Here is an 18,720-nt window from a genome sequence, read left to right on the forward strand (position 1 = left end):
GCTTTGAACCGCGTCTTGTCGGAATTCCTGGGGACGGGCCCGCCAGGTTGGGAGGGGAACGGATGGGGGCCGGGGCGCGAAGGTCCTAAGATGGGAGGACCGTGCAGGCCGTTCTCTACTTCTCCGACAAGCAGGTCCGCGAGAAGCTCTTCTCGTTCGTGGATGCGGCGCAGGGGCTGCTGCTGGTGGCCGGCGTGCGCCACGGCGCGGCGATGACGCGGCCACCGCAGGGGCGCGAGCCCTTCGCGGCGCTGGAGGACCGGTTCGGGCACGTGCTGGCGCAGGTCATCGTGGCGGACGAAGGCACCACGGAAGGCATGTGGCGGGATCCGCTGGGGGACCTGGGCGACCGGCTCTATCCGGAGGACAAGAAGCGCGCCTACGCGGCGGCCACGGGCTACGTGCTGCTGGAGGGAGGCAAGCCGCGCGCGGTGGTGCGCAAGCACGCGAGTCCCGCTGAAGACCTGTGGTTCCTCCAGGAGGCCCTGAGCCGCCTGTCTCACGGCATCCCCGCGCCCGACCCGGAGAAGCGCCCCGGCCACCGCCGCCCGGAACCCGCGCCCAGGGCTCCGCCGCGCTACGGGCCCGCGAATGATGAAGCCACGCCCCCGCGTGGAAGCCGTGTCGTGAACCCGCCGCCCGCCGCGCCCAAGGCCAAGGACCCCTGGACGGTGCTGGGCATCGAGCGGGGCACCCCCAAGGACGAGGCGCGCAAGGCGTTCCGCACGCTCATCGCGCAGTACCACCCGGACAAGGTGGCCCACCTGGCGCCGGAGTTCCACGCGCTCGCCGAGCGCCGCACGCGCGAAATCCTGGACGCGTGGGAGGCGCTGGAGCGCGACGCGGACTAGTGCACCGTGCGGCGCGGCTTCGTTCGCGCGGGGCGCTTCAGCCGGGCCTCCAGGTAGTCCTTCAACACCACGGCGTTGTTGTGCTCGGTGTCGCGGGCACCGAAGAGCAGGGTGACGCGGCCGTGGCGCGCGGCCTCGAGCAGCGGCTCCCACGCGTCGTGGTGCGCGTCCAGCTCGCGGGTGTACCGGCGCCGGAACTCATCCCAGCGCTCCACGTCGTGGGCGAACCACCGCCGCAGCTCCGTGCTGGGCCCCACCTCGCGAGGCCAGCCATCCAGATGGAGGTCCGCCTTCTTGAGCCCCCGAGGCCACAGCCGGTCCACCAGGAAGCGGGTCCCCGCCCGAGGGGCCGGGCCGTGCTCGTCATAAACGCGCTGGAGTCGAATCATCGTCGCGCTCTCCCAAGGGCACTCTGCCCACGCGACGCGCGCGAGGGGAGCGCCCACCGGGGACGCGGCGGCCCGCTTCTCAGGTCACCAGCGCGGGCGCCGGTGCGGCCAGCCGGAAGCGCGCGATGAGCGGCACGTGGTCGGACAGGCCGTGGAAGCGGCTGGTCAGGTCTCCGAAGGGCCGCGTCTCCTCCGTGTCCAGCCAGCTCACGCCGCCACCGGAGAACAGGTGGTCCAGGTGCATGCGCATGTGCATGAAGCCCGCGGTGGGGAAGGCTCGCGACAGGGTCGGGTTGATCTGCCCCACCGCCGCCTGGGCGCACGTCAGGTGCGCATCCCCCGTGAGATAGCGGAACACCGGCGACGACGGCGGCGAGTTGAAGTCGCCGCACACCACGAACGGCTCCTCCTTCGCGTGCAGCCCGATGAAGCCCGTGAGCTTCTTCGCCTCGTGGAGCTGGTTGACGCCGCAGCCCATCTTGTCGCGCGTGGCCCAGAACTCGCGGGCGAACGGCGTGGGCAGGCTCAGGTGCGTGTTGAAGATGTGGAACGCGCGCTGGTCCGCGCGGCGGATGACGCGCATGTGCGCGCAGATGCGGCTCTGCTTGCGCTCCTTGAGCCCCTGCACGTGGTGGTGCGTGATGTGCTCCGGCGCCTCCACGTTGTGCCGGTCCACCTGGAGCGTGCGCGTGTTGACGAGCATCGCCAGCCCCGTCGTGTACAGCGACAGCTCCCCCACCTTGTAGTGGTGCGCGCGGAAGTAGAACGCCTCGTAGGGCATGGCCCTCCCCTGGAGGGCGAACGTCTCCTCCACGCGCGTCATGAAGGCTTCCAGCTGCGTCTCACCCGGGCGGGTGGGCCGGTGCACGATGTTGCTGCGCAGCGAGGAGGTCTCCACCTCCTGGAGGCAGACGATGTCCGGCAACGGGTCCAGGGTGGCCAGGGCGGCAGCCACCCGGCGCTTGGGGCCCAGGGTGCTCGCGAGCCCCCTCAGCATGTGGCCGAAGTAGCGGACGTTGTACGTGACGATGCGCAGCGCTGACGGCTCCATGGTCCGGTCGCTATCTCCCCGTGCCTCGCGGTGAAAAATGGGAAGCCCTGGGACGAACGTCCAGGCCTCCCTGCTCTCTTCACCATGGGATGCGCCGGCGCCATCCGCGATGTGCTGGCAGGCGGCCGAAGCGCCCGCCCGCCCGGCTGCTCACGGAGCGGGCTTCACCCGCACCATCGTGTCCAGCAGGTGCTCCAGCGCGCGGTCCGGGTCCTCACACAGGCCCGCGTGCACCGGGCCCGTCTGGAGCATCGTGCTCCGCGGGGCCACCAGCCAGTGCCAGCGCTCCTTCTGCGGCAGCCGCCCGATGGGCCCCGCGTCCTTCCCGCCCACGCACACGCGGCGGAAGCTCTCCAGGTGGCCCGCGAGCAGCTCCACGTCCGCGTCCGGTGACAGCGCCTTCAGCCGCGCCACGTCCAGCTCCACGCGCGCGCCCAGGAAGCGGTGCTGCACGCAGAAGAGGACGACGCCCACGTTGATGAACTCCTCGCGCTCCACGCGAGGCACCAGCCGGATGATGGCGTAATCAAACGAGCTGGGCGTGGGCACGCGTCGCCTCCTCGATGAACGCCGGCGCCGCTTCCAGCCTGCGCATCAGCCACGTCACGTACGCCGCGCGGTGCTCCGCCGTGGACGCGAACGCGGGCTCCTGGCCCAGCCACGCCTCCGGAATGGACCCCACGATGCGCTCCACCACCTCCCGCGTCACCCGCGCCTGGAGCAGGTCCCCGGCCTCCGCCAGCCCGTGCGCCCACGGCAAGAGCACGTGGTCCTTGATGGGCGCGAAGCGCGTCTGGCTGCGCTCCTCCCACCCGTCCCACGAGTGGTGGAAGTACATCGCCGCCCCGTGGTCGATGAGCCAGAGGTTGCGGTGCCACACCAGGAGGTTGGGGTTCTTCGGCGTGCGGTCCACGTTCGTCACGAACGCGTCGAACGCCACGATGGTGGACGCCACCTGCGCCTCCGGCACCGGCACCGCCAGCGGGTCGAACGTCACCGAACGCGGCAGGTAGTCCAGCGCCAGGTTCAACCCCGCGCTCGACTTGAGCAGCTCTCGGATCTCGCTGTCCGGCTCGTTGCGCCCCAGCGACACGTCCAGCTCCACGAACACCAGCTCCGGCACCCGCAGGCCCAGCACGCGAGCAAGCTCACCCGCCAACAGCTCCGCGATGAGCGCCTTGGCCCCCTGGCCCGCCCCACGGAACTTCACGACATAGAGCCCCGCGTCGTTCGCCTCCACGATGGCGGGCAATGAGCCCCCCTCGCGCAAGGGCGTCACGTAGCGCGTGGCGGTGACCGTCCTGAGCATCACTCGTCCTCGACAGTTCCCGGGCACTCCGGGGGTGGCGGCTGTACCACGGCCCTGCCCGACGGGGGAAACACCCTACACCTGACGGTGCTTCCCCTCGCGCGCCGCCGATTCAGTTGCGCGCAATTGAATTGCGCACTACATATTCCCCATGTCGACGGATGACTTCCTCCGGCTGGACCTGCAGCTGTGCTTCCCGCTCTACGCGGCGTCGCGCGCGATGGTGCAGGCCTACACGCCGCTCCTGGCGAAGCTGGGGCTCACCTATCCGCAGTACCTGGTGATGCTGGTGCTCTGGGAGACGGACGGGGTGTCGGTGAAGGAGCTGGGGGAGAAGCTGTACCTGGACTCGGGGACGCTCACGCCGCTGCTCAAGCGGCTGGAGACGCTGGGCTTCGTACGCCGCGAGCGCTCCAAGGAAGACGCGCGGTCGGTGACGGTGTCGCTCACCGCGCCGGGAAAGGCCCTGCGCCGCAAGGCCGCGTCCATCCCGGAGGCCATCGTCTGCCGCACGGGCCTTTCACTGGAGGAGCTGGCGCGGCTGCGCCGGGACATCCAGCGGTTGTTCGAGAAGGTTTCACGCAGCGCTTGAGACACACGCGGTTTCCACTCACGACGTCACGAAGGAGCAACACCATGGCCCCGGTCCAGATCTCGCCGCTCTACTCCACCACCGCCATCACGCACGGCGGCCGCAACGGCAAGCTGCTGCTGGAGAACAGCCCGCTGGACGGCCTGGAGCTGGCCATGCCGAAGCAGCTGGGCGGCTCCGGCAAGGAGACGGCCACCAACCCCGAGCAGCTCTTCGCCGCGGGCTTCTCCTCCTGCTTCGAGAGCGCGCTGCGCCTGGTCGCGGGCAAGGCCGGCAAGAAGCTGGACGAGAAGGCCGGCGTGAAGGCCACCGTCACCATCGGCAAGACGCCCGATGGCGGCTTCGGCCTGGCGGTGGAGCTCACGGGCATCCTCCCGGGCATCCCCCGCGAGGAGGCGGAGAAGCTGATGGCGGCGGCCCACCAGGTGTGCCCGTACTCCAACGCCACGCGCGGCAACATCGAGGTGAAGGTCTCCGTCGCGGAGTAGTCCTTCACGAAGCGCGGACCCGGGCTCCCTTCACGTGGGGAGCCCGGTGCCTCCGCGCGTGGACCGCTACAGCGGGCTCAGGTGGCGGAGTCGTCTTGCGTGCCCGCGGCGGAGGCCGGCAGGAGCGCCAGCAGGTTGTTCTGGATGTTCTGGCAGATGGTGTCGAGCGGCAGGTCGTTGTCGTCCGTGCCGAAGGGGTCTTCAATCTCGACGCCGATCTCCTCGATACCAAAGAAGACATACGCGACGACGAACGTGGCCACGACTGTCACCCAGCCAAAGGTGTCCACCAGGGCGAAGGGCAGGGTGAAGCAGTAGAGGATGAGCGCGCGGCGCAGGTGCACCATGTACGCGAAGGGCATGGGCGTGCGGTGGATGCGCTCACAACCTCCCAGGTAGTCGATGAGCAGGTGGACGTTCTGGTCCAGCTGCATCTGGACGTACTCGGGATAGAGCCCCTGGCGGCGGCCCTCGTCCAGCACGGCGGTCATCCGGCGGGCCACGTTGAGGGGCACGTGCTGGGCCTTGAGCACGTCCGTCACCTCCCCGGAGGGCAGGGGGTCCGTGTGGGGGCCCAGGTGCCGCTGCTGGCCGCGCAGCCACGCGGCGGCGGCGAAGGGGAACGCGGCCGTCCAGCGCACCAGCGGGGCGAACAGCTCCGTGCGGCCCAGGAAGGGCTCCGACGCGCGGAGCAGGTTGCGCGTCTCGTTGACGATGCCGCCCCACAGCTTCCGGCCCTCCCAGAAGCGGTCATAGGAGGCGTTGGTGCGGAACACGAGCAGGAGGCTCAGCGAGATGCCCGCCAGCGTGTGCACCGTCGGGGGCACGCCCACGTTGACCACCTCCTGGTGGAAGCCCACCACGGCCGCGGCCCAGACAACGCACATCAACACTCGGCCGACGATCTCCTTCACCATCGAACCGCGCAGGTAGTGGAAGTAGCTCCACCAGCGATGCGGGTCATACTCAACCATGTAGGGGATACCCTCCGGGACGGGAGGCGCATGCTAACCACACCGCGACGCGTCGCGAGCAGTGCTTTGCGCGATTGCGGATGCAGGACGCTTCGGGTGATGGCCGGGTGTCGGGGGCTTCGGCTAAGGAGGAAGACGGTCCGTCCACTCCCTCGTCAAGGAGGTGTCTTCCATGCGCCGTCACCTCACGCCCCTGCTGATGTTCCTCGCCGCCACGGCGAGCGGTTGCAGCTTCCTGCGCACGGACGTCCTCTTGGACACGCTCAACGCTCCGGACTCGCCGGAGCCGAAGGACCAGCCGATCCGGGTGGCGGCGGTGGAGCGCGTGGCGGGGCTGACGCGCGCGCAGCTGACGGACTCCTATGTGGATCCCGCGCGCGTAGGCGCGTGGATGGAGGCGCTGGGCGCGTCTCCAGAGGCCGTGCTGGACATGTCGGCGTGCCTGGTCCAGCACGCGGGCAACGACACGGCGTCCTGCTATGAGAACGCCGAGCGCGCGGGCTACGTCGACCGGACGGTGAGGGCGGCGGCGTGGGGCGTGCCGCTGCCGGCGCAGTCCTTCTCCGCGGGGGCGCCGGCCGCCGAGGAGGTGGACGCGCAGCGCTTCCTCGCGAACGCGATGGGGATTGGCCCGTCGGTCGCGGCGTTGCAGCAGTCGCTGGAGGTGCCGCTGACGCGCGAGGTGCTCGCGCAGGGCATCCAGCGGGGCGCGGCCTCCGCGGCGGCGTACGTGCGGGCGCGTTCGTGGCGCCGCGACCTGCAGCGGCCCAGCAACGCGGTGGTGCTGAGCGGCGGCGGGGCCAACGGAGCGTTCAGCGCTGGGGCCATGTGGCGGCTGCTGGGCATCCTGGAGCAGTGCCGGGGCAAGCCCGCGCCGGAGGGGTGCGGGGACGCACGAATCGACCTGGCGGCGGGGACGAGCACGGGCGCGCTCATCAGCACGCTGGTGGACCTGTTCCACACGCCGGGGCAGGAGGCGAACGCGCGGCGGCTCTTGTTGGGCAACTACACGTGCACGGTGGAGTCGGACCTGTACTGCGTGAACTCCACGTGGCTGTGGAACCTGGCGGAGGACACGCGGGGCCTGGTGAAGTTCGACGGCGTCTACGCGAAGCTGGAGCAGTTCATCCAGCCGGAGATGCTGCACAACGGCACGGAGCTGGTGTCGGTGTCGGTGGATTTCCAGACGGGCGACGTGTTCAGCGTGAGCGACCAGGACCCGGCGGACTTCAAGCCGGGCGCGTCGGACAAGCAGCGCAAGGGCGGCATGGTGCACGCCATCGTGGCGTCCATCGCGGAGCCGGTGCTGTCGAACCCGGCGGTCAAGCTGCCGTCGGCGACCGGTGACCGCACGGGGACGTACTACGACGGCGGCGTGCGCTCCGGGCTCCCGCTGCTCCAGGCGGTGCAGCGTGGAGCGGAGCGCGTGCTGGTGATTTCGACGGGGGGGATGAACCCGTCACCGGCCATGGATCCGAAGAACGCGATGAGCGTGCTGATGCGCACCATCGACTTGTTCGTGGCGCAGCCGCGCGTGGCGGAGGTGCAGCAGGCGGAGTTGCTCGCGGTGACGCGCCGGCTGGGCGAGTACAACGTCTGCACGCTGCGCGGCGCGACGGAGGACTTCTGCCGCCGCAAGGGCACGGGCTTCCAGCCGCAGATGGCGGGGCCGGGGGCGGGGCAGGCGGTGTGGATGGGCTCGGCGCGCTTCGACCAGGTCGCGAGCAGCTGGCGCAGCACGTGGATGTTCAAGCCGGAGACGGGGCTGGCGACGGCGAGCGGCTACTCGTTCACGCCGGAGGTGATGCAGCCGCTCTTCGTGGCGGGCGTGGAGTCCATGCAGAAGCGCTGCAAGGAGGTGCTGTCCCTCTTCGACATCCAGGGCACGCTGGCGGCCAAGGAGTGCGCACGCCAGCTGGTGGAGGTTGCGGACGAGGCGCGCGAGGCGCTCCCGTCCGTGGCGCAGTGCCGCGCGGACAAGCCGGAGCGCCGCTCGTGTGACGACTGACGCGCGCTACCTGCCGCCGTCGATGACCCACTTGCCCCAGCCGGCGAGCGCGGTGCCGTCCTCGGGCACGCGCTTGCCCTTCGGCGGGGCGCGGTAGGTGGTGTCCGCGAGCGGGATGAAGCGGGCCTCGTCCGCGAGTCCGTTCAGCGCGGCGCCCCAGGGGTCGGTGGCGTAGGTGATGACCTGCACGCGGCGCTCGGCGCCCCCGCCCGCGGGCGCTTCGAGGACGAAGGCGGGGATGGGGTGCTGGGCGACGGTGAACGTCTCCCGGCGCGGCGGCGCGGTGCCTGCGGCGACGGGAGGCCACTGCTGCGGCTGGCTGACGGCTTCGCTGACGGCGGCGAGCAGGGCCTCTTCCAGGGGCTGGGCTTCCGCGTCGCGGAGGTCGGCGCAGGGGGCGTCGCCGGTGGGGCCGGTCAGCTCCTTGCGAAGGACGAAGCCGCGCTCGGCGCCCAGGCAGACGCGGCGCACGGAGGAGGTGCCGGAGAGGTCCTGGCGCACGTCGTACCAGGTGCCCGGGCCCCAGGGGCGGTCGAGCACGGGCACGGTGCCCTCGGCGTCGGAGCCCTGGCGGAAGGACACGAGCGTGAGCTGCTGGCTGCCGCTGGCGCCGAAGCCGGAGAGCGTGGTGCTGGCGTCGAGCAGCCCATGGGTGAGGTACAGCGGGCCGGGCTCATTGGCGTAGAGGCGGTTCTGGAGGGGGCCGTCGCTGGGGCGGCGGTCGTCCAGGAAGCGGCGGGCATCCCAGGTGCGTCCGGCGGCGGTGGTCTGTTCGGCGGAGCGCTGGCCGCGGTGTTCTTCCTTCCAGGGCTGCGTCTCCTCCATGCGCATGGGCAGCACGCGGGGCTGGGAGAGGCGCGGGTGGGCCAGGGGCCTGCCCTGATCATCCGCGAAGGTGACGGTGAGCCACGCCCACGGCGCCTGGACGGCGATGACCTCCAGCACGACATGGCCGGCCACGCCCACGCCGGTGTCCGCGCCGGGGCGGCCCCGGTGGGCGGAGAAGGCGTACTCCACGCGGTCGCCCACGCGGGCGCGCTGCCACGGTGAGGGCGTGGAGTCCGGGGTGGGAACCCCGGCGTCCAGCACGGAGGCCTCGGTCGGGGCGGAGGCGTCGGGTTGTTCGGTGGCGGTGGTGGTGCCGTCGGAGGGGGAGACGGCACGGGGCTTCATGCTCTCGCAGCCCGTGCCCAGGAGGAGCGCGGAGCACAGCAGGAGGGGAGCGCGGAGGAGGGGGCGTCGCATGCGGTCGCTAGATACACGGAGCCCCGCGCGGATCCGCGTGGAGGGTTTCCGCATGCGCGGGGTCAACGTGCGCTGGTCGACAGCTCGCTGTCCTCCAGCCACGTGCCCCAGCGGAGGAGCCGGCTGTCCGAGCGGTATTCACGCGCTCCTCCCCCGGACTGTCGGTACACGGATTCGGAGAGCCGCTCGAAACGGACTTCCATGGGGAGCCCCCGGAGCACGGGACTCCACATGTCAGTGGGATAGGTCCTGGACCGCATCAAGGATGAGCCGCCGTTTCGTTCATCAGGACCTTCTTCGAGGTATGCCACTACGGACTCCTGTCCCAGTTGGACCCGCACCTTCCTGGGGAGCGGGGCTCCGTAATCACGAGGTGGCCAGCTGGGAATGTAGACGGAGTCGTTGACGAGGTTGATCAACGCATCCTCCAAGGCAATGACCTCCGCGCCCTGGAAGTCATCGCACCGGGCCTCGCCCTGGGGTTTTTCCCAGACCTTGCGCAGCAGGTAGCCCTGTTCCGCGCCAAGACAGACACGCTTCCTGACGTCACCCCAACTGGCGCGCTCCAGTGTCTCGTACCAGGTGCCCGGTCCCCACGGGTTGCCCATGACAGGAGGGGTTCCCTGGACCGTGCCCGTGCCTCGCTGGAACGACACGAGCGCAAGCGAATGGCCGGCGGACATGCTGTAGCCGAAAGCGCTGAAGTGGACCTGGAGCAACCCGTTGGTGAGATAGAGCGGCCCGGGAGTCGTGGCGTAGAGCCGGTGCTGCGTGGGGCCGTCCCCCGGAGAGTCGTCGCGGGCAATCCGTCGGGCGCTCCAATGCTGACCGGCGGCGAAGGCCCACTGGCGGGTGGCGCTGGTGCTTCCACGCTTGATGGGGTCGGGGGGATTCTCCGGGGCCTGGCCCATGCGCATGGGCAGCACGAAGCCGTGGCTCAGGAACGGATGCGGATGCGGTTGGCGGTCATTCCGGGTCACCCGGATGAAGAGCCAGACCCAGGGGGACCGGACAGCGATGACCTCCACGACGAGCTGGCCCGCCGAAGCGCTGGTCCCCCGGCGCGAACCGACCCGGTCCGCGTAGAAGGCATACTCCACGCGGTCCCCTACTCGCGCGTCCTGCCAGGACGTGGGCGCTTGGGCCGGGCTGCTTCCCGGGGGGAGCTCCGTCACGGTGCTGAAGCCCCGCGGCCTTGAAGTCCCGCAGCCCATGAGCAGGACCAGGGCCCCGCAGGCCACCGCGATGAATCCCTGGCGAAAAGACTGTCGTTGCACTTGGCGAATGCCCCCTGTCTGCCATTGACGCACGGACCGGCTTCCGGCGCCAGGGAACTCCACCCGGAGTGGAACCCCATCCCCCGGCGCTGCTAGACCATGTCCCGCAGCCACACCGCACCCGGAGCCCCGCGCATGCCTTCGCCCCTGTCCATCCGCCGTGTCGTCCTCTACAAGCACGGCGTCGGCTACTTCGAGCGCCGGGGGAAGGTGACCGGCAGCGAAACCGCGCACCTGGACTTCAAGGCGCGCGACATGAACGACGTGCTCAAGTCCATGACCGTGCTGGATTTGAACGGCGGCTCCGTGTCCGCCGTGAGCTACGACTCCACCAAGCCTTTGGAGCAGCTCCTCTCCGAAGCCACCATCCGCATCCCCGAACACGGCAGCCTCACCGCGCTGCTCGGCCAGGTGAAGGGCGCCCGCGTCCGTGCCCGCGTCGGCGGCGCGCAGGTGGAAGGCGCCATCGTCGGTCTGGAATCCCTGCCCGTCGTGCAGGGGGAGGCCAGCGTCGTGCGCCCCTTCCTCACGCTGCTCGTCGGCGCGTCGCTGCGCACCTTCGACGTGCTGGAGCTGGGCGAGCTGGAGTTCCTCGACGAGGCCGTGCGCAAGGACCTGGAGTTCTACCTGGCCACCGTCATGTCCTCGTACAAGAAGGACTCCAAGCGGCTGTCCATCCTCACCTCCGGAGAGGGCTCGCGCGAGCTGTTCGTCAGCTACGTGCTGGAGTCCCCCGTGTGGAAGACCAGCTACCGCATCCTCCTGGACGAAGGCCAATCGCCGCTCCTCCAGGGCTGGGCCATGGTGGACAACACCGGTGACGAGGACTGGGTGGACGTGGAGCTGTCCCTCATCGCGGGCCTGCCCGTGTCCTTCGTCCACGACCTCTACAACCCCCGCTACCTGCGCCGCCCCGTCGTGGAGGTGCGATCGGAGACCGGCGTCGCGCCCGTCATCCCTCAAGAGGCCTACGAGAGCGCCCCCGCCGAGCCCATGATGGAGTCCGTGGACGACTCCTTCGGCTCCGCGGACATGGCGTCCAACATCATGCCCGCCATGGCCGCGCCCGCGGCGGCTCCCCGCATGATGCGGAGCAAGGGCGGCCCCATGATTGGCGGCAGCGGACGCGGCGGCATGCGCGAGGCGCTGGAGCAGAGCACCGCCGTGACGACGCTGACCAAGGAGGTGGGCGACCTCTTCGAGTACGGCGTGGACCGCCCCGTCACCGTGCACCGCAACCAGAGCGCGCTCGTCCCCATCGTGCACCGGCCCTTCGAGGGCCGCCGCGTGCTGCTCTACAACCGCGCCACGCGTGAGAAGAACCCGATGGCCTGCATCGAGTTCAAGAACACCACCGGCCTCACGCTGGAGGGCGGCCCCGTCACCATCACCGAGGACGAGACCTACGTGGGCGAGGCGATGCTCGACACGCTCAAGCCTGACGACGTGCGCTTCGTCCCCTACGCCGTGGAGCTGTCCTGCACCATGTCCGTGGAGGAGGACCAGGAGGACGGCCCGGTGTTCCGCGCGCGGCTCAACCGGGGCACCCTGGTGGTGGAGTTCTTCCACCAGCGCCGCACCAAGGTCCTCGCGCGCAACAAGGCGAAGCGCCCCCAGGTGCTCTTCGTGGAGCACCCGCGCACCGGCTGGGAGTTGAAGGACACGGTCGCCCCCGCGGAGACCACGGACGGCTTCTGGCGCTTCAAGCGCGAGCTGGCCCCGGGCACCTCCGACACGCTCGTCATCACCGAGCGCACCCGGGGCCACCGCCAGTACTACCTGGGCAACCTGGGGCTGGAGGAGGTGTCGTTCTTCCTCGACTCGCGCTTCATCGACCCGCGCGTCGCCCAGGTCCTGCGCGACGTGGTGGCCATGCGCGAGAAGCAGTCGAACATCGCCCGCGACCTCCAGCGCCTCAACGAGGAGCGCACCCAGCTCTTCAAGGACCAGGAGCGGATCCGCTCCAACATCGACTCGCTCAAGAGCGGCGCGTCCCAGCGCGAGCTGGTGGAGCGCTTCGTCACCAAGCTCAACGCGCAGGAGGACCGGCTGGAGAGCATCGGCCGGGAGCTGGAGCGACTCGAGCAGGAGCGCACCCGCCTTCAGGCGGAGACGAACCAGCGCATCGAGTCGCTCTCCTACGAAGCGGACCTGTAGCTACTTCGCGTCCGCGCGGAACACCTCGCGGCCCGCGACCACCGTCAGCCGGACCTGCGCCGTGAGCAGGTCCGCCGGGGGCGCGTCCACCGGGTCCACCGACAGCGCCACGAAGTCCGCGTCCATGCCCGGCTTCAGCCGGCCGCGCTGGGCTTCCGCGAAGGACGCGTAGGCCGCGCCCACCGTGAAACCCTCCAGCGCCTCTTCACCGCTCAGGCGCTGGTCCGGCTGCCACCCGCCCGGCGGCTGGCCGCTGGCATCCTGCCGCGTGCGCGCCGCGTACAGCCCCGCGAGCACGTCCGGCCGCTCCACCGGGAAGTCGCTGCCCAGCGCCAGCACCGCGCCCGCGGCCTTCAGCTTCTGCCACGCATAGGCGCCCTGGATGCGCTCCGGGCCCACGCGCTTCTCCGCCCAGGGCATGTCGCTGGTGGCGTGCGTGGGCTGCACGCTCGCGACGAAGCCGCTCGCGCCCAGCCGGGAGATGTCCTCGGCCGTCATGATCTGCGCGTGCTCCACGCGGGGGCGCGCGTCCTTCTTCCCCGTGGCCGCCAGCTCGCGCAGCACCGTGTCCAGCACCAGCGTGTTGGCGCGGTCGCCAATCGCATGCGTCGCCACCTGGAAGCCGCGGCCCACGAAGGCGTGCACGCGCGAGGCGTACTCCTCCGGGGACAGCACCAGCAGGCCGCGGTGGCCGGGCTCGTCGTTGTAGGCCGCGCCCAGCGCCGCGCCCCGGCTGCCCAGCGCGCCGTCCATGAGCAGCTTCACCGCGCGCATCGTCAGGAGCTTCCCCTGGAAGGGGCCGTCCTTGAGGTACTGCACGCGGTCGTCCGTCTGCCCATCCGCCATGGCGTAGACGCGCAGGGGCAAGGTGCCCGCCTCGTCCCAGGCCTGGAGCAGGCGGAAGGTCCGCAGGTCCATGCCGGCGTCGTGCACGCCGGTGAGCCCCACTCGGGCGCAGTGCTCCAGCGCCGCGCGCAGGTGCGCCTCGTGCTGCTCACGGGTGGGCGGGGGCAGCGCCTTCAGCGCCAGGTCCATGGCGTTGTCGACGAGCACGCCGCTGGGGTCGCCCCCCGGCAGGCGCAGGATGGTGCCGCCCTCCGGGTCCTTGGTGTCGCGGGTGATGTTCGCGCGCTTGAGCGCCGCGGCGTTGAGCCACAGCGCGTGCCCGTCGATGCGCCACATCGCCACGGGCGTGTCCTTCAGGTGCTCGCCCATGTCCGCGACGGTGGGGAAGCGCGGCGTGTCCCAGTCGTTCTGGTCCCAGCCCTGACCGACCAGCCAGTCGCCCTGGTACGCGGTGGCCGGGGCCTCCTTCAGCCGCTGGCGCACCTCCGCCAGCGACGTGGTGCCCTCCAGCCGCACGCCCGCGAGCGCCTGGCCCAGGCCCGCCAGGTGGCCGTGCGCATCCGTGAGGCCCGGGACCACCGTCGCGTCACCCAGCTCCACCACGCGCGCGGTGGCACCCGCCGCGGCGAGCACCTCCTCGCGCGTGCCCACGGCCAGCACCTTGCCGTCCCGCACGGCGAGCGCCTGGGCCTCCGGCTTCGCGGCATCCAGCGTGCGGATGCGCTGGGCCACGTACACCGTGGGGGCGTTCGCGACCGCGTGCTCCGCGGGCGTTCCCTCCGGCACGCGCCGTGAACAGCCCGCACCCGCACACAGGACCAGCGCCCCCAGCATCCAACCGAGACGTCCTCGCATCATTCGCGCACCCGCCATGACCGTTCGCCCGGGCAGGAAGGTCCCGGGGCATCGCGCGCGGCACTCTGACGCACGCCCCGCGCGACGGCCAGTCCGGGATGCCTGCACGGCGGGCGTGGACCGGGCCTCGCCGCGACGCACAATCCGTGCACGCCCCGCGCGAAAGGGCGTATGCAATAGCGCGTGAGCACTGTGACCCCTCGCGGCATCTGTTTCGACCTGGACGGCACGCTGGTGGATTCGCTGCCGGACATCATCGACAGCTTCCTCCATGGCTTCACGCACCACGGCCTGCCCGCGCCCTCCGTCGCGGAGGTGCGCGCGCTCATCGGCCAGCCGCTGGAGGCCATGTACACGCGCTTCGCTCCGGAGCACGCCACCACGCTCTGCGTGGCCTACCGCGAGCACTACCCGCTGAACTTCCACCGGCGCTCCCGGCCCTTCCCTGGCGTGGAGCGCGTCCTGCGCACGCTGCGCGAGCGGGGCTACCTGCTCGCCGTCGCCACCACCAAGCGCGGCGACATGGCGCGACGCTTCGTGGACGCGATGGGGCTGGGCGGCCTGCTGCACCACGTACAGGGCACGGACGGCTTCCCGCACAAGCCCGCGCCGGACGTCATCCACCACGCCCTGAAGGCGCTGGGCACCGGCGGCCTGTGGATGGTGGGTGACACCACGCTGGACCTGCGCGCGGGCCAGGCCGCGGGCCTCAAGACGTACGCCGTCACCTGGGGCACGCACGCCCACGAGGAGCTGGCCACCGCCACGCCGGACGAGCTCCAGCCGGACCTGGAGCGGCTGCTGCACCACCTGCCGCCGCTCGTCTGACAACGGGGCTGGAGGTTGGCCCGCCTTGGACCTTGCATCGCGCTTGATTGAAGGGACGTGACGATGATGCGCCTTCGAGCTTGCATTGCACTTTTGCTCTTCCTCCCGGCCTGCGCTACTTCGCCGCCGAGCCGGAATGAGCCAACGGTGCGGGACCCGAGGCTCGCCAACCTCCAGCGAGCAGCGAAGCTGCCGTGGACCGATGGGGGACGGTGCGTCGTCCGTGAGGCCGCACGGCCTTGGCCCGTGTTGGTGGAGAAGTGCTATCGGACCCTCGACCGTGACCGGATCGAGTTCCACGACACCACGGGAAGATGCACGGTCGCCTCTGCTGACGCCGCAGCCGTTGGAATCGGGTTCTGCGTGCTGGCGGCTCCTGAGATTGCCGTGGGCGCCGTCATCGTGCTGGGTGTGGTGGTGGTCGGCGTCGCCATCAAGGAAGCGATGGATGCCTATGAGCTCCGCCACGCCTACCCCGAGGAGGCAGGACCCTCACGAGGAACAAAGGTGGCATCCCGGGAAACCGAAGCGCAACGCAAGCCCAAGCTGAAGCCCGAGCCGGCGGGGCAAGACTGGCAGCCCCCAGTGCCGCCTGTGCCCGTGGACCGGACGGGACGCGCCAGTTGCGAACCTGTTCCGGTGCCTCACGCGGGCGAGGACGACCCACATAATGAATGTGCCGACAAGTTCCCACCGAACCGTTACCCCGGGATGGACGTGCTCGTTGGCGGAGTGCGCCTCGATGCACTGCAAGTTGGCGTGCGCAAGCTGTGGGAGATCAAGACCCATCGATTCGACACGTACACTGGCTTCATCCAGCGGCGGGAGATTGAGAGGGAGTTGGAGCAAATACAAAAGGAGCGAACTGCTGCTGCTACATGTGGATATGACTTCGTCATTGGGGTGAGCACCCAGGAGCACAAAGACGCTCTTATCGAAGCGGACTTCTCACTTCATGTCGTCGTCACGGGGTGCAAACGATGACCAGGCGTAAAGCCCTCTCCCTCGTTGTTTATGCACCTCCGCTTGTAGGCAGGGATGGCCGCACGCTCGCCGTCGTCCATGGGATGGAGAAGGCGCTCCCCGGCCTGCGCCTGGAGTGGGAAGTCGGCAACGGCGTGCGCCCCATCGCATTGCCGCGGCGCGACGCGTGGCTCGCGGAAAGGACGCAGGACGGGAGATTCCCTCTTCTGTGCAACGGGGACGAGCGGTACCCCGTGACGGTCAACGGGAGGGGAAGACCTGGACTTCTCAGCCCGGGCAGTCAGTCCCTGTCTGAAGTGCATGCAGAGCTGCCACTGGACGAGCCCGTGCTCGCGGTAGCGGCGGCATTGCTTGAGGGCGTGGCTGAGGGTGCGTGTTCGTTCTGGGGGCATGCGTCGCCGTATGGTTACGGTTCAGAAGTCGCGCCACAGTTTCGCCGGTCGCCTCATGGGCCAGCGTGTTCACCCCGTGGGCTTCCCATGATCAACCTGCCAGAAAAGCTCCCCGCGCCTGAGATTCCCTGGTTCCTCGGGTGGCTCAACTACTGGTCCGCCGCCGCCGCGCAGGCCATCGGGTTCCCGGATCCGAACCGCGACGCCGAGCTGCTCTCACGGGCGCGGCGCACGGCGACGGATGGATGGGTCGTGCAGCTCACCGACGCGCCGCTCGACCTGGATGACTCCGCCCACCTGGACACGCTCAAGCGGACCTACGAGCGCTTTCCGGAGGTCGGCGGTCGCGCAGCGCCTTGATCTGAATCAGGAGCCCGGTGCATCACCGCTGCTGTAGGAAAGAGCATCACGGCGCGTGCATTGGCGATGGTAGCCTTCCCATCCAGGAGGTCATGCACCATTGCCCCAACCGTTCAGATTGGCGCTCGCGCTCGCGCTCGTGTGGGCTGCTGCGAGGGCTGAGTCAGCACCGAGCGCGCGCGTCAGGCGGGAACGCCTCGTCACCGTCGCCAGCACGCCCACCGAACCGCTGCCCGTTGTCCATATCGCGGTGGACACGCCGACGGTGTTCCTCTTCTCTTCGCCGATCCAGAAGAAAACGCTGACCTTCGATGAGTCGCGGATCCGCGTCCTGGATGCCGGCGAGCGGTCCGTCATCGTTCAGCCCGTGGCCAATCTCGATGCGGGCGAGCGACAGGAGATCGGAGTCTTCTTCGCTGACGGTCGAGTGCCGACACGGGCCGCGTTCGTACTCGTGACCGACCCGTCCGAAGTGGACTCCCGGATCGACGTGCAACGCCCGGAGCCGCCGAACACTGCCTGCCAGCCCACGACTCAAGCTCCTGCGCCGAAGCCGGAAGACTTCGTGCTGCTCGGCTACGTCGACGAGAAGGGCGTCACGACGTCCAGCCGCAAAGGCAAGCTCGACGCCGTGCAGGGGCTTAATTGGGACTCGATCGTAGCCTTTCGCGGCACGGGTTGGATTCTGGCTGCCGTGACGATTGGGAACGGCCCTGACCGCCCCGCCTGGACACCACGAGAAGCGATGTTCGTGGGGCGAGTCGGCATGCCCCTGCGGGCGCGGCTCGTAGCGGAGAAGCCGGGGGCAATCCTTACAGGACAGGAAGGACGCGTGCTTGCGGCAGTGGAAGTGCCAGAGACGAAAGCAGACCTCGTCCTCACCCTGGAGGTGCGTGGGGATGGGGAACGCCGGCTCACGATTCCAGACGTGCGCTTCCCGAAGCCCGCCGCGGAGGATGCCCGATGAGCGCGACGCTGCTCCACGTTCCGCCCGGTTCGTTGATTGACGGATGGCAGGTCTCCAGGCCACTCGGTGACGGAGGCTTTGCGTTCGTCTTCCTTGGCGAAAAGAACGGCAGGCACCGGGCCATCAAGGTGGCCCAGCACCGGGAGTCCAGCGGCGACTTCAAGCAGACCCATGCCCGGACGCTGCGGGAGTTGACGGCGCTGCTCATGCTGGATCATCCCCACATCGTCCGGCCGCAGGGATACGGCCTGGCGGAGAGTGGGAATCTGTACCTCGCGCTCGACTACGTGGACGGCTGGACGCTCGCGGAGTGGGCGGAGCGCAAGCACCCAACCGTTCGCGAAATCCTCGGGGTCTTCGAGAAGATCGCCGGTGCGCTGGCCTACATGCACGGGCGAGGCATCCTGCATCGGGACCTGAAGCTGTCCAACGTGCTCATCCGCAAGAGCGATGGCGAGCCCGTCATCATCGACTTCAGTTGCGCGACCTACACCCTCGCCGACGACCTGACGAACGGGGGACTGCCGCCGGGCACGGACCGCTATCGCGCGCCCGAGCAGTTCAAGTTCTTGCGCGAGCACAAGGACAAGCACCGGGCCCGCTACGCCTTCCAGGTCGCCGACGAAATCTTCGCGGTCGGCGTCATGCTCCATGAACTGCTGACCGACCCACGCCCGACGGAGTTTCGTCCGCGCTTCGACTTGAACAATCCTGCCCTCCCACCGCCGCCACCCCGATTGGCGAATGCGCGGGTGCCAGCGCCCCTGAGCGACCTCGTCGAGAACATCCTGGCCCGGGACCCCAGGGGGCGTCCGGTCGATACCGAGGCGCTACGCCGCGAGTTGGCGGATCTCCGTACCGCGCACTCCACGGAGTATGACGTGCCTGCCCATCCACCCGCTGAACAGCGTCATGGAGGGCCAACACCCGCGACACTGGCGATTCCCTCCACGCCTCAAACCCTCAAGCGGCGTGTGGCCATGATGGAGCGACCGCTTCGCGCGGGAAGGTGGCTCGCAGGCGTCGTTTGTATCGTCGCGCTCGTCGTGACTGCGGCCCTCTGGCGCTCGTCAGGGAGCGCCCCCGGCGGGCCTGCCGCGTCGCACGACGCCGCAACCCCACGCCCTCTTCCCGCCACCCCCCATTC

The 18,720-nt window shown here is 69.8% G+C and carries 18 protein-coding genes; 10 read left to right on the top strand and 8 right to left on the bottom strand.

Going from position 1 to position 18,720, the window contains the following annotated elements; translation table 11 throughout:
• Positions 1-101: 101 nt before the first annotated feature.
• Positions 102-851: a J domain-containing protein gene (locus D7V80_RS32800; protein WP_120591865.1), complete on the top strand. Its 750-nt coding sequence runs from the start codon at positions 102-104 to the stop codon at positions 849-851.
• On the opposite strand, the gene D7V80_RS32805 is transcribed toward D7V80_RS32800, so the two are convergent.
• The 4 genes from D7V80_RS32805 to D7V80_RS32820 all read right to left on the bottom strand — a co-directional run bounded on the left by D7V80_RS32805 (position 848) and on the right by D7V80_RS32820 (position 3,600).
• Complete coding sequence (locus tag D7V80_RS32805) at positions 848-1,240, bottom strand: DUF488 domain-containing protein (RefSeq protein ID WP_120591866.1); 393 nt, start codon at positions 1,238-1,240, stop codon at positions 848-850. The genes D7V80_RS32800 and D7V80_RS32805 overlap by 4 nt on opposite strands.
• A 79-nt stretch (positions 1,241-1,319) precedes the next feature.
• On the bottom strand, positions 1,320-2,291 hold the full coding sequence (locus D7V80_RS32810) for an endonuclease/exonuclease/phosphatase family protein (protein ID WP_120591867.1): 972 nt from the start codon (positions 2,289-2,291) through the stop codon (positions 1,320-1,322).
• Positions 2,292-2,441: 150 nt separating this feature from the next.
• Positions 2,442-2,840: a DUF3037 domain-containing protein gene (locus D7V80_RS32815; protein ID WP_120591868.1), complete on the bottom strand. Its 399-nt coding sequence runs from the start codon at positions 2,838-2,840 to the stop codon at positions 2,442-2,444.
• Positions 2,818-3,600, bottom strand: coding sequence for a HipA family kinase (locus D7V80_RS32820; protein WP_120591869.1), 783 nt, complete (start codon positions 3,598-3,600; stop codon positions 2,818-2,820). Before D7V80_RS32820 ends, D7V80_RS32815 begins: the two co-directional genes overlap by 23 nt.
• Positions 3,601-3,751: 151 nt before the next feature.
• Here D7V80_RS32820 and D7V80_RS32825 point away from each other — a divergent pair, with 151 nt between their 5' ends.
• On the top strand, positions 3,752-4,192 hold the full coding sequence (locus D7V80_RS32825; RefSeq protein ID WP_120562434.1) for a MarR family winged helix-turn-helix transcriptional regulator: 441 nt from the start codon (positions 3,752-3,754) through the stop codon (positions 4,190-4,192).
• A gap of 44 nt (positions 4,193-4,236) precedes the next feature.
• Positions 4,237-4,680 carry an organic hydroperoxide resistance protein gene (locus D7V80_RS32830; protein WP_120591870.1) on the top strand — a complete coding sequence of 148 codons (444 nt, stop codon included), beginning with the start codon at positions 4,237-4,239 and terminating at the stop codon, positions 4,678-4,680.
• A gap of 77 nt (positions 4,681-4,757) precedes the next feature.
• Here the strand turns inward: D7V80_RS32830 and D7V80_RS32835 are convergent, their stop codons facing one another.
• Complete coding sequence (locus D7V80_RS32835; protein ID WP_120591871.1) at positions 4,758-5,654, bottom strand: bestrophin family protein; 897 nt, start codon at positions 5,652-5,654, stop codon at positions 4,758-4,760.
• A gap of 172 nt (positions 5,655-5,826) precedes the next feature.
• Between D7V80_RS32835 and D7V80_RS32840 the strand changes: the two genes are divergently transcribed.
• Positions 5,827-7,662 carry a patatin-like phospholipase family protein gene (locus D7V80_RS32840; RefSeq protein ID WP_120591872.1) on the top strand — a complete coding sequence of 612 codons (1,836 nt, stop codon included), beginning with the start codon at positions 5,827-5,829 and terminating at the stop codon, positions 7,660-7,662.
• Positions 7,663-7,668: 6 nt separating this feature from the next.
• Here the strand turns inward: D7V80_RS32840 and D7V80_RS32845 are convergent, their stop codons facing one another.
• Positions 7,669-8,907: a DUF6068 family protein gene (locus tag D7V80_RS32845; RefSeq protein ID WP_120591873.1), complete on the bottom strand. Its 1,239-nt coding sequence runs from the start codon at positions 8,905-8,907 to the stop codon at positions 7,669-7,671.
• 62 nt (positions 8,908-8,969) lie between these two features.
• On the bottom strand, positions 8,970-10,418 hold the full coding sequence (locus tag D7V80_RS32850; protein ID WP_370452575.1) for a DUF6068 family protein: 1,449 nt from the start codon (positions 10,416-10,418) through the stop codon (positions 8,970-8,972).
• Between D7V80_RS32850 and D7V80_RS32855 the strand changes: the two genes are divergently transcribed.
• A complete protein-coding gene (locus D7V80_RS32855; protein WP_120591875.1) occupies positions 10,320-12,341 on the top strand; it encodes a hypothetical protein in 2,022 nt (673 codons plus the stop codon). The two genes, D7V80_RS32850 and D7V80_RS32855, sit on opposite strands and share 99 nt — an antisense overlap.
• On the opposite strand, the gene D7V80_RS32860 is transcribed toward D7V80_RS32855, so the two are convergent.
• A complete protein-coding gene (locus D7V80_RS32860; protein WP_370452576.1) occupies positions 12,342-14,045 on the bottom strand; it encodes an amidohydrolase in 1,704 nt (567 codons plus the stop codon). It lies immediately after the preceding gene.
• A gap of 180 nt (positions 14,046-14,225) precedes the next feature.
• Here D7V80_RS32860 and D7V80_RS32865 point away from each other — a divergent pair, with 180 nt between their 5' ends.
• From D7V80_RS32865 to D7V80_RS32885, 5 genes are all read left to right on the top strand, one after another.
• Entirely contained in the window at positions 14,226-14,870 is a 645-nt protein-coding gene (locus tag D7V80_RS32865) for an HAD family hydrolase (RefSeq protein WP_043322569.1), read from the top strand.
• A gap of 66 nt (positions 14,871-14,936) precedes the next feature.
• Positions 14,937-15,854 carry a DUF6310 domain-containing protein gene (locus D7V80_RS32870; protein WP_120591878.1) on the top strand — a complete coding sequence of 306 codons (918 nt, stop codon included), beginning with the start codon at positions 14,937-14,939 and terminating at the stop codon, positions 15,852-15,854.
• Positions 15,851-16,606, top strand: a complete 756-nt coding sequence (locus D7V80_RS32875) for a DUF5953 family protein (protein WP_120591879.1) — start codon at positions 15,851-15,853, stop codon at positions 16,604-16,606. Before D7V80_RS32870 ends, D7V80_RS32875 begins: the two co-directional genes overlap by 4 nt.
• A gap of 100 nt (positions 16,607-16,706) precedes the next feature.
• Positions 16,707-17,573, top strand: coding sequence for a DUF2381 family protein (locus tag D7V80_RS32880; protein ID WP_120591877.1), 867 nt, complete (start codon positions 16,707-16,709; stop codon positions 17,571-17,573).
• Positions 17,570-18,720 (top strand): serine/threonine-protein kinase (locus tag D7V80_RS32885; protein WP_233585890.1); only part of this gene is annotated, 1,151 nt, incomplete at its 3' end. The genes D7V80_RS32880 and D7V80_RS32885, both read left to right, overlap by 4 nt.

The sequence above is a fragment of the Corallococcus sp. CA054B genome, from assembly GCF_003611625.1.
In the GTDB taxonomy this organism is placed as follows: Bacteria; Myxococcota; Myxococcia; order Myxococcales; family Myxococcaceae; genus Corallococcus; species Corallococcus coralloides.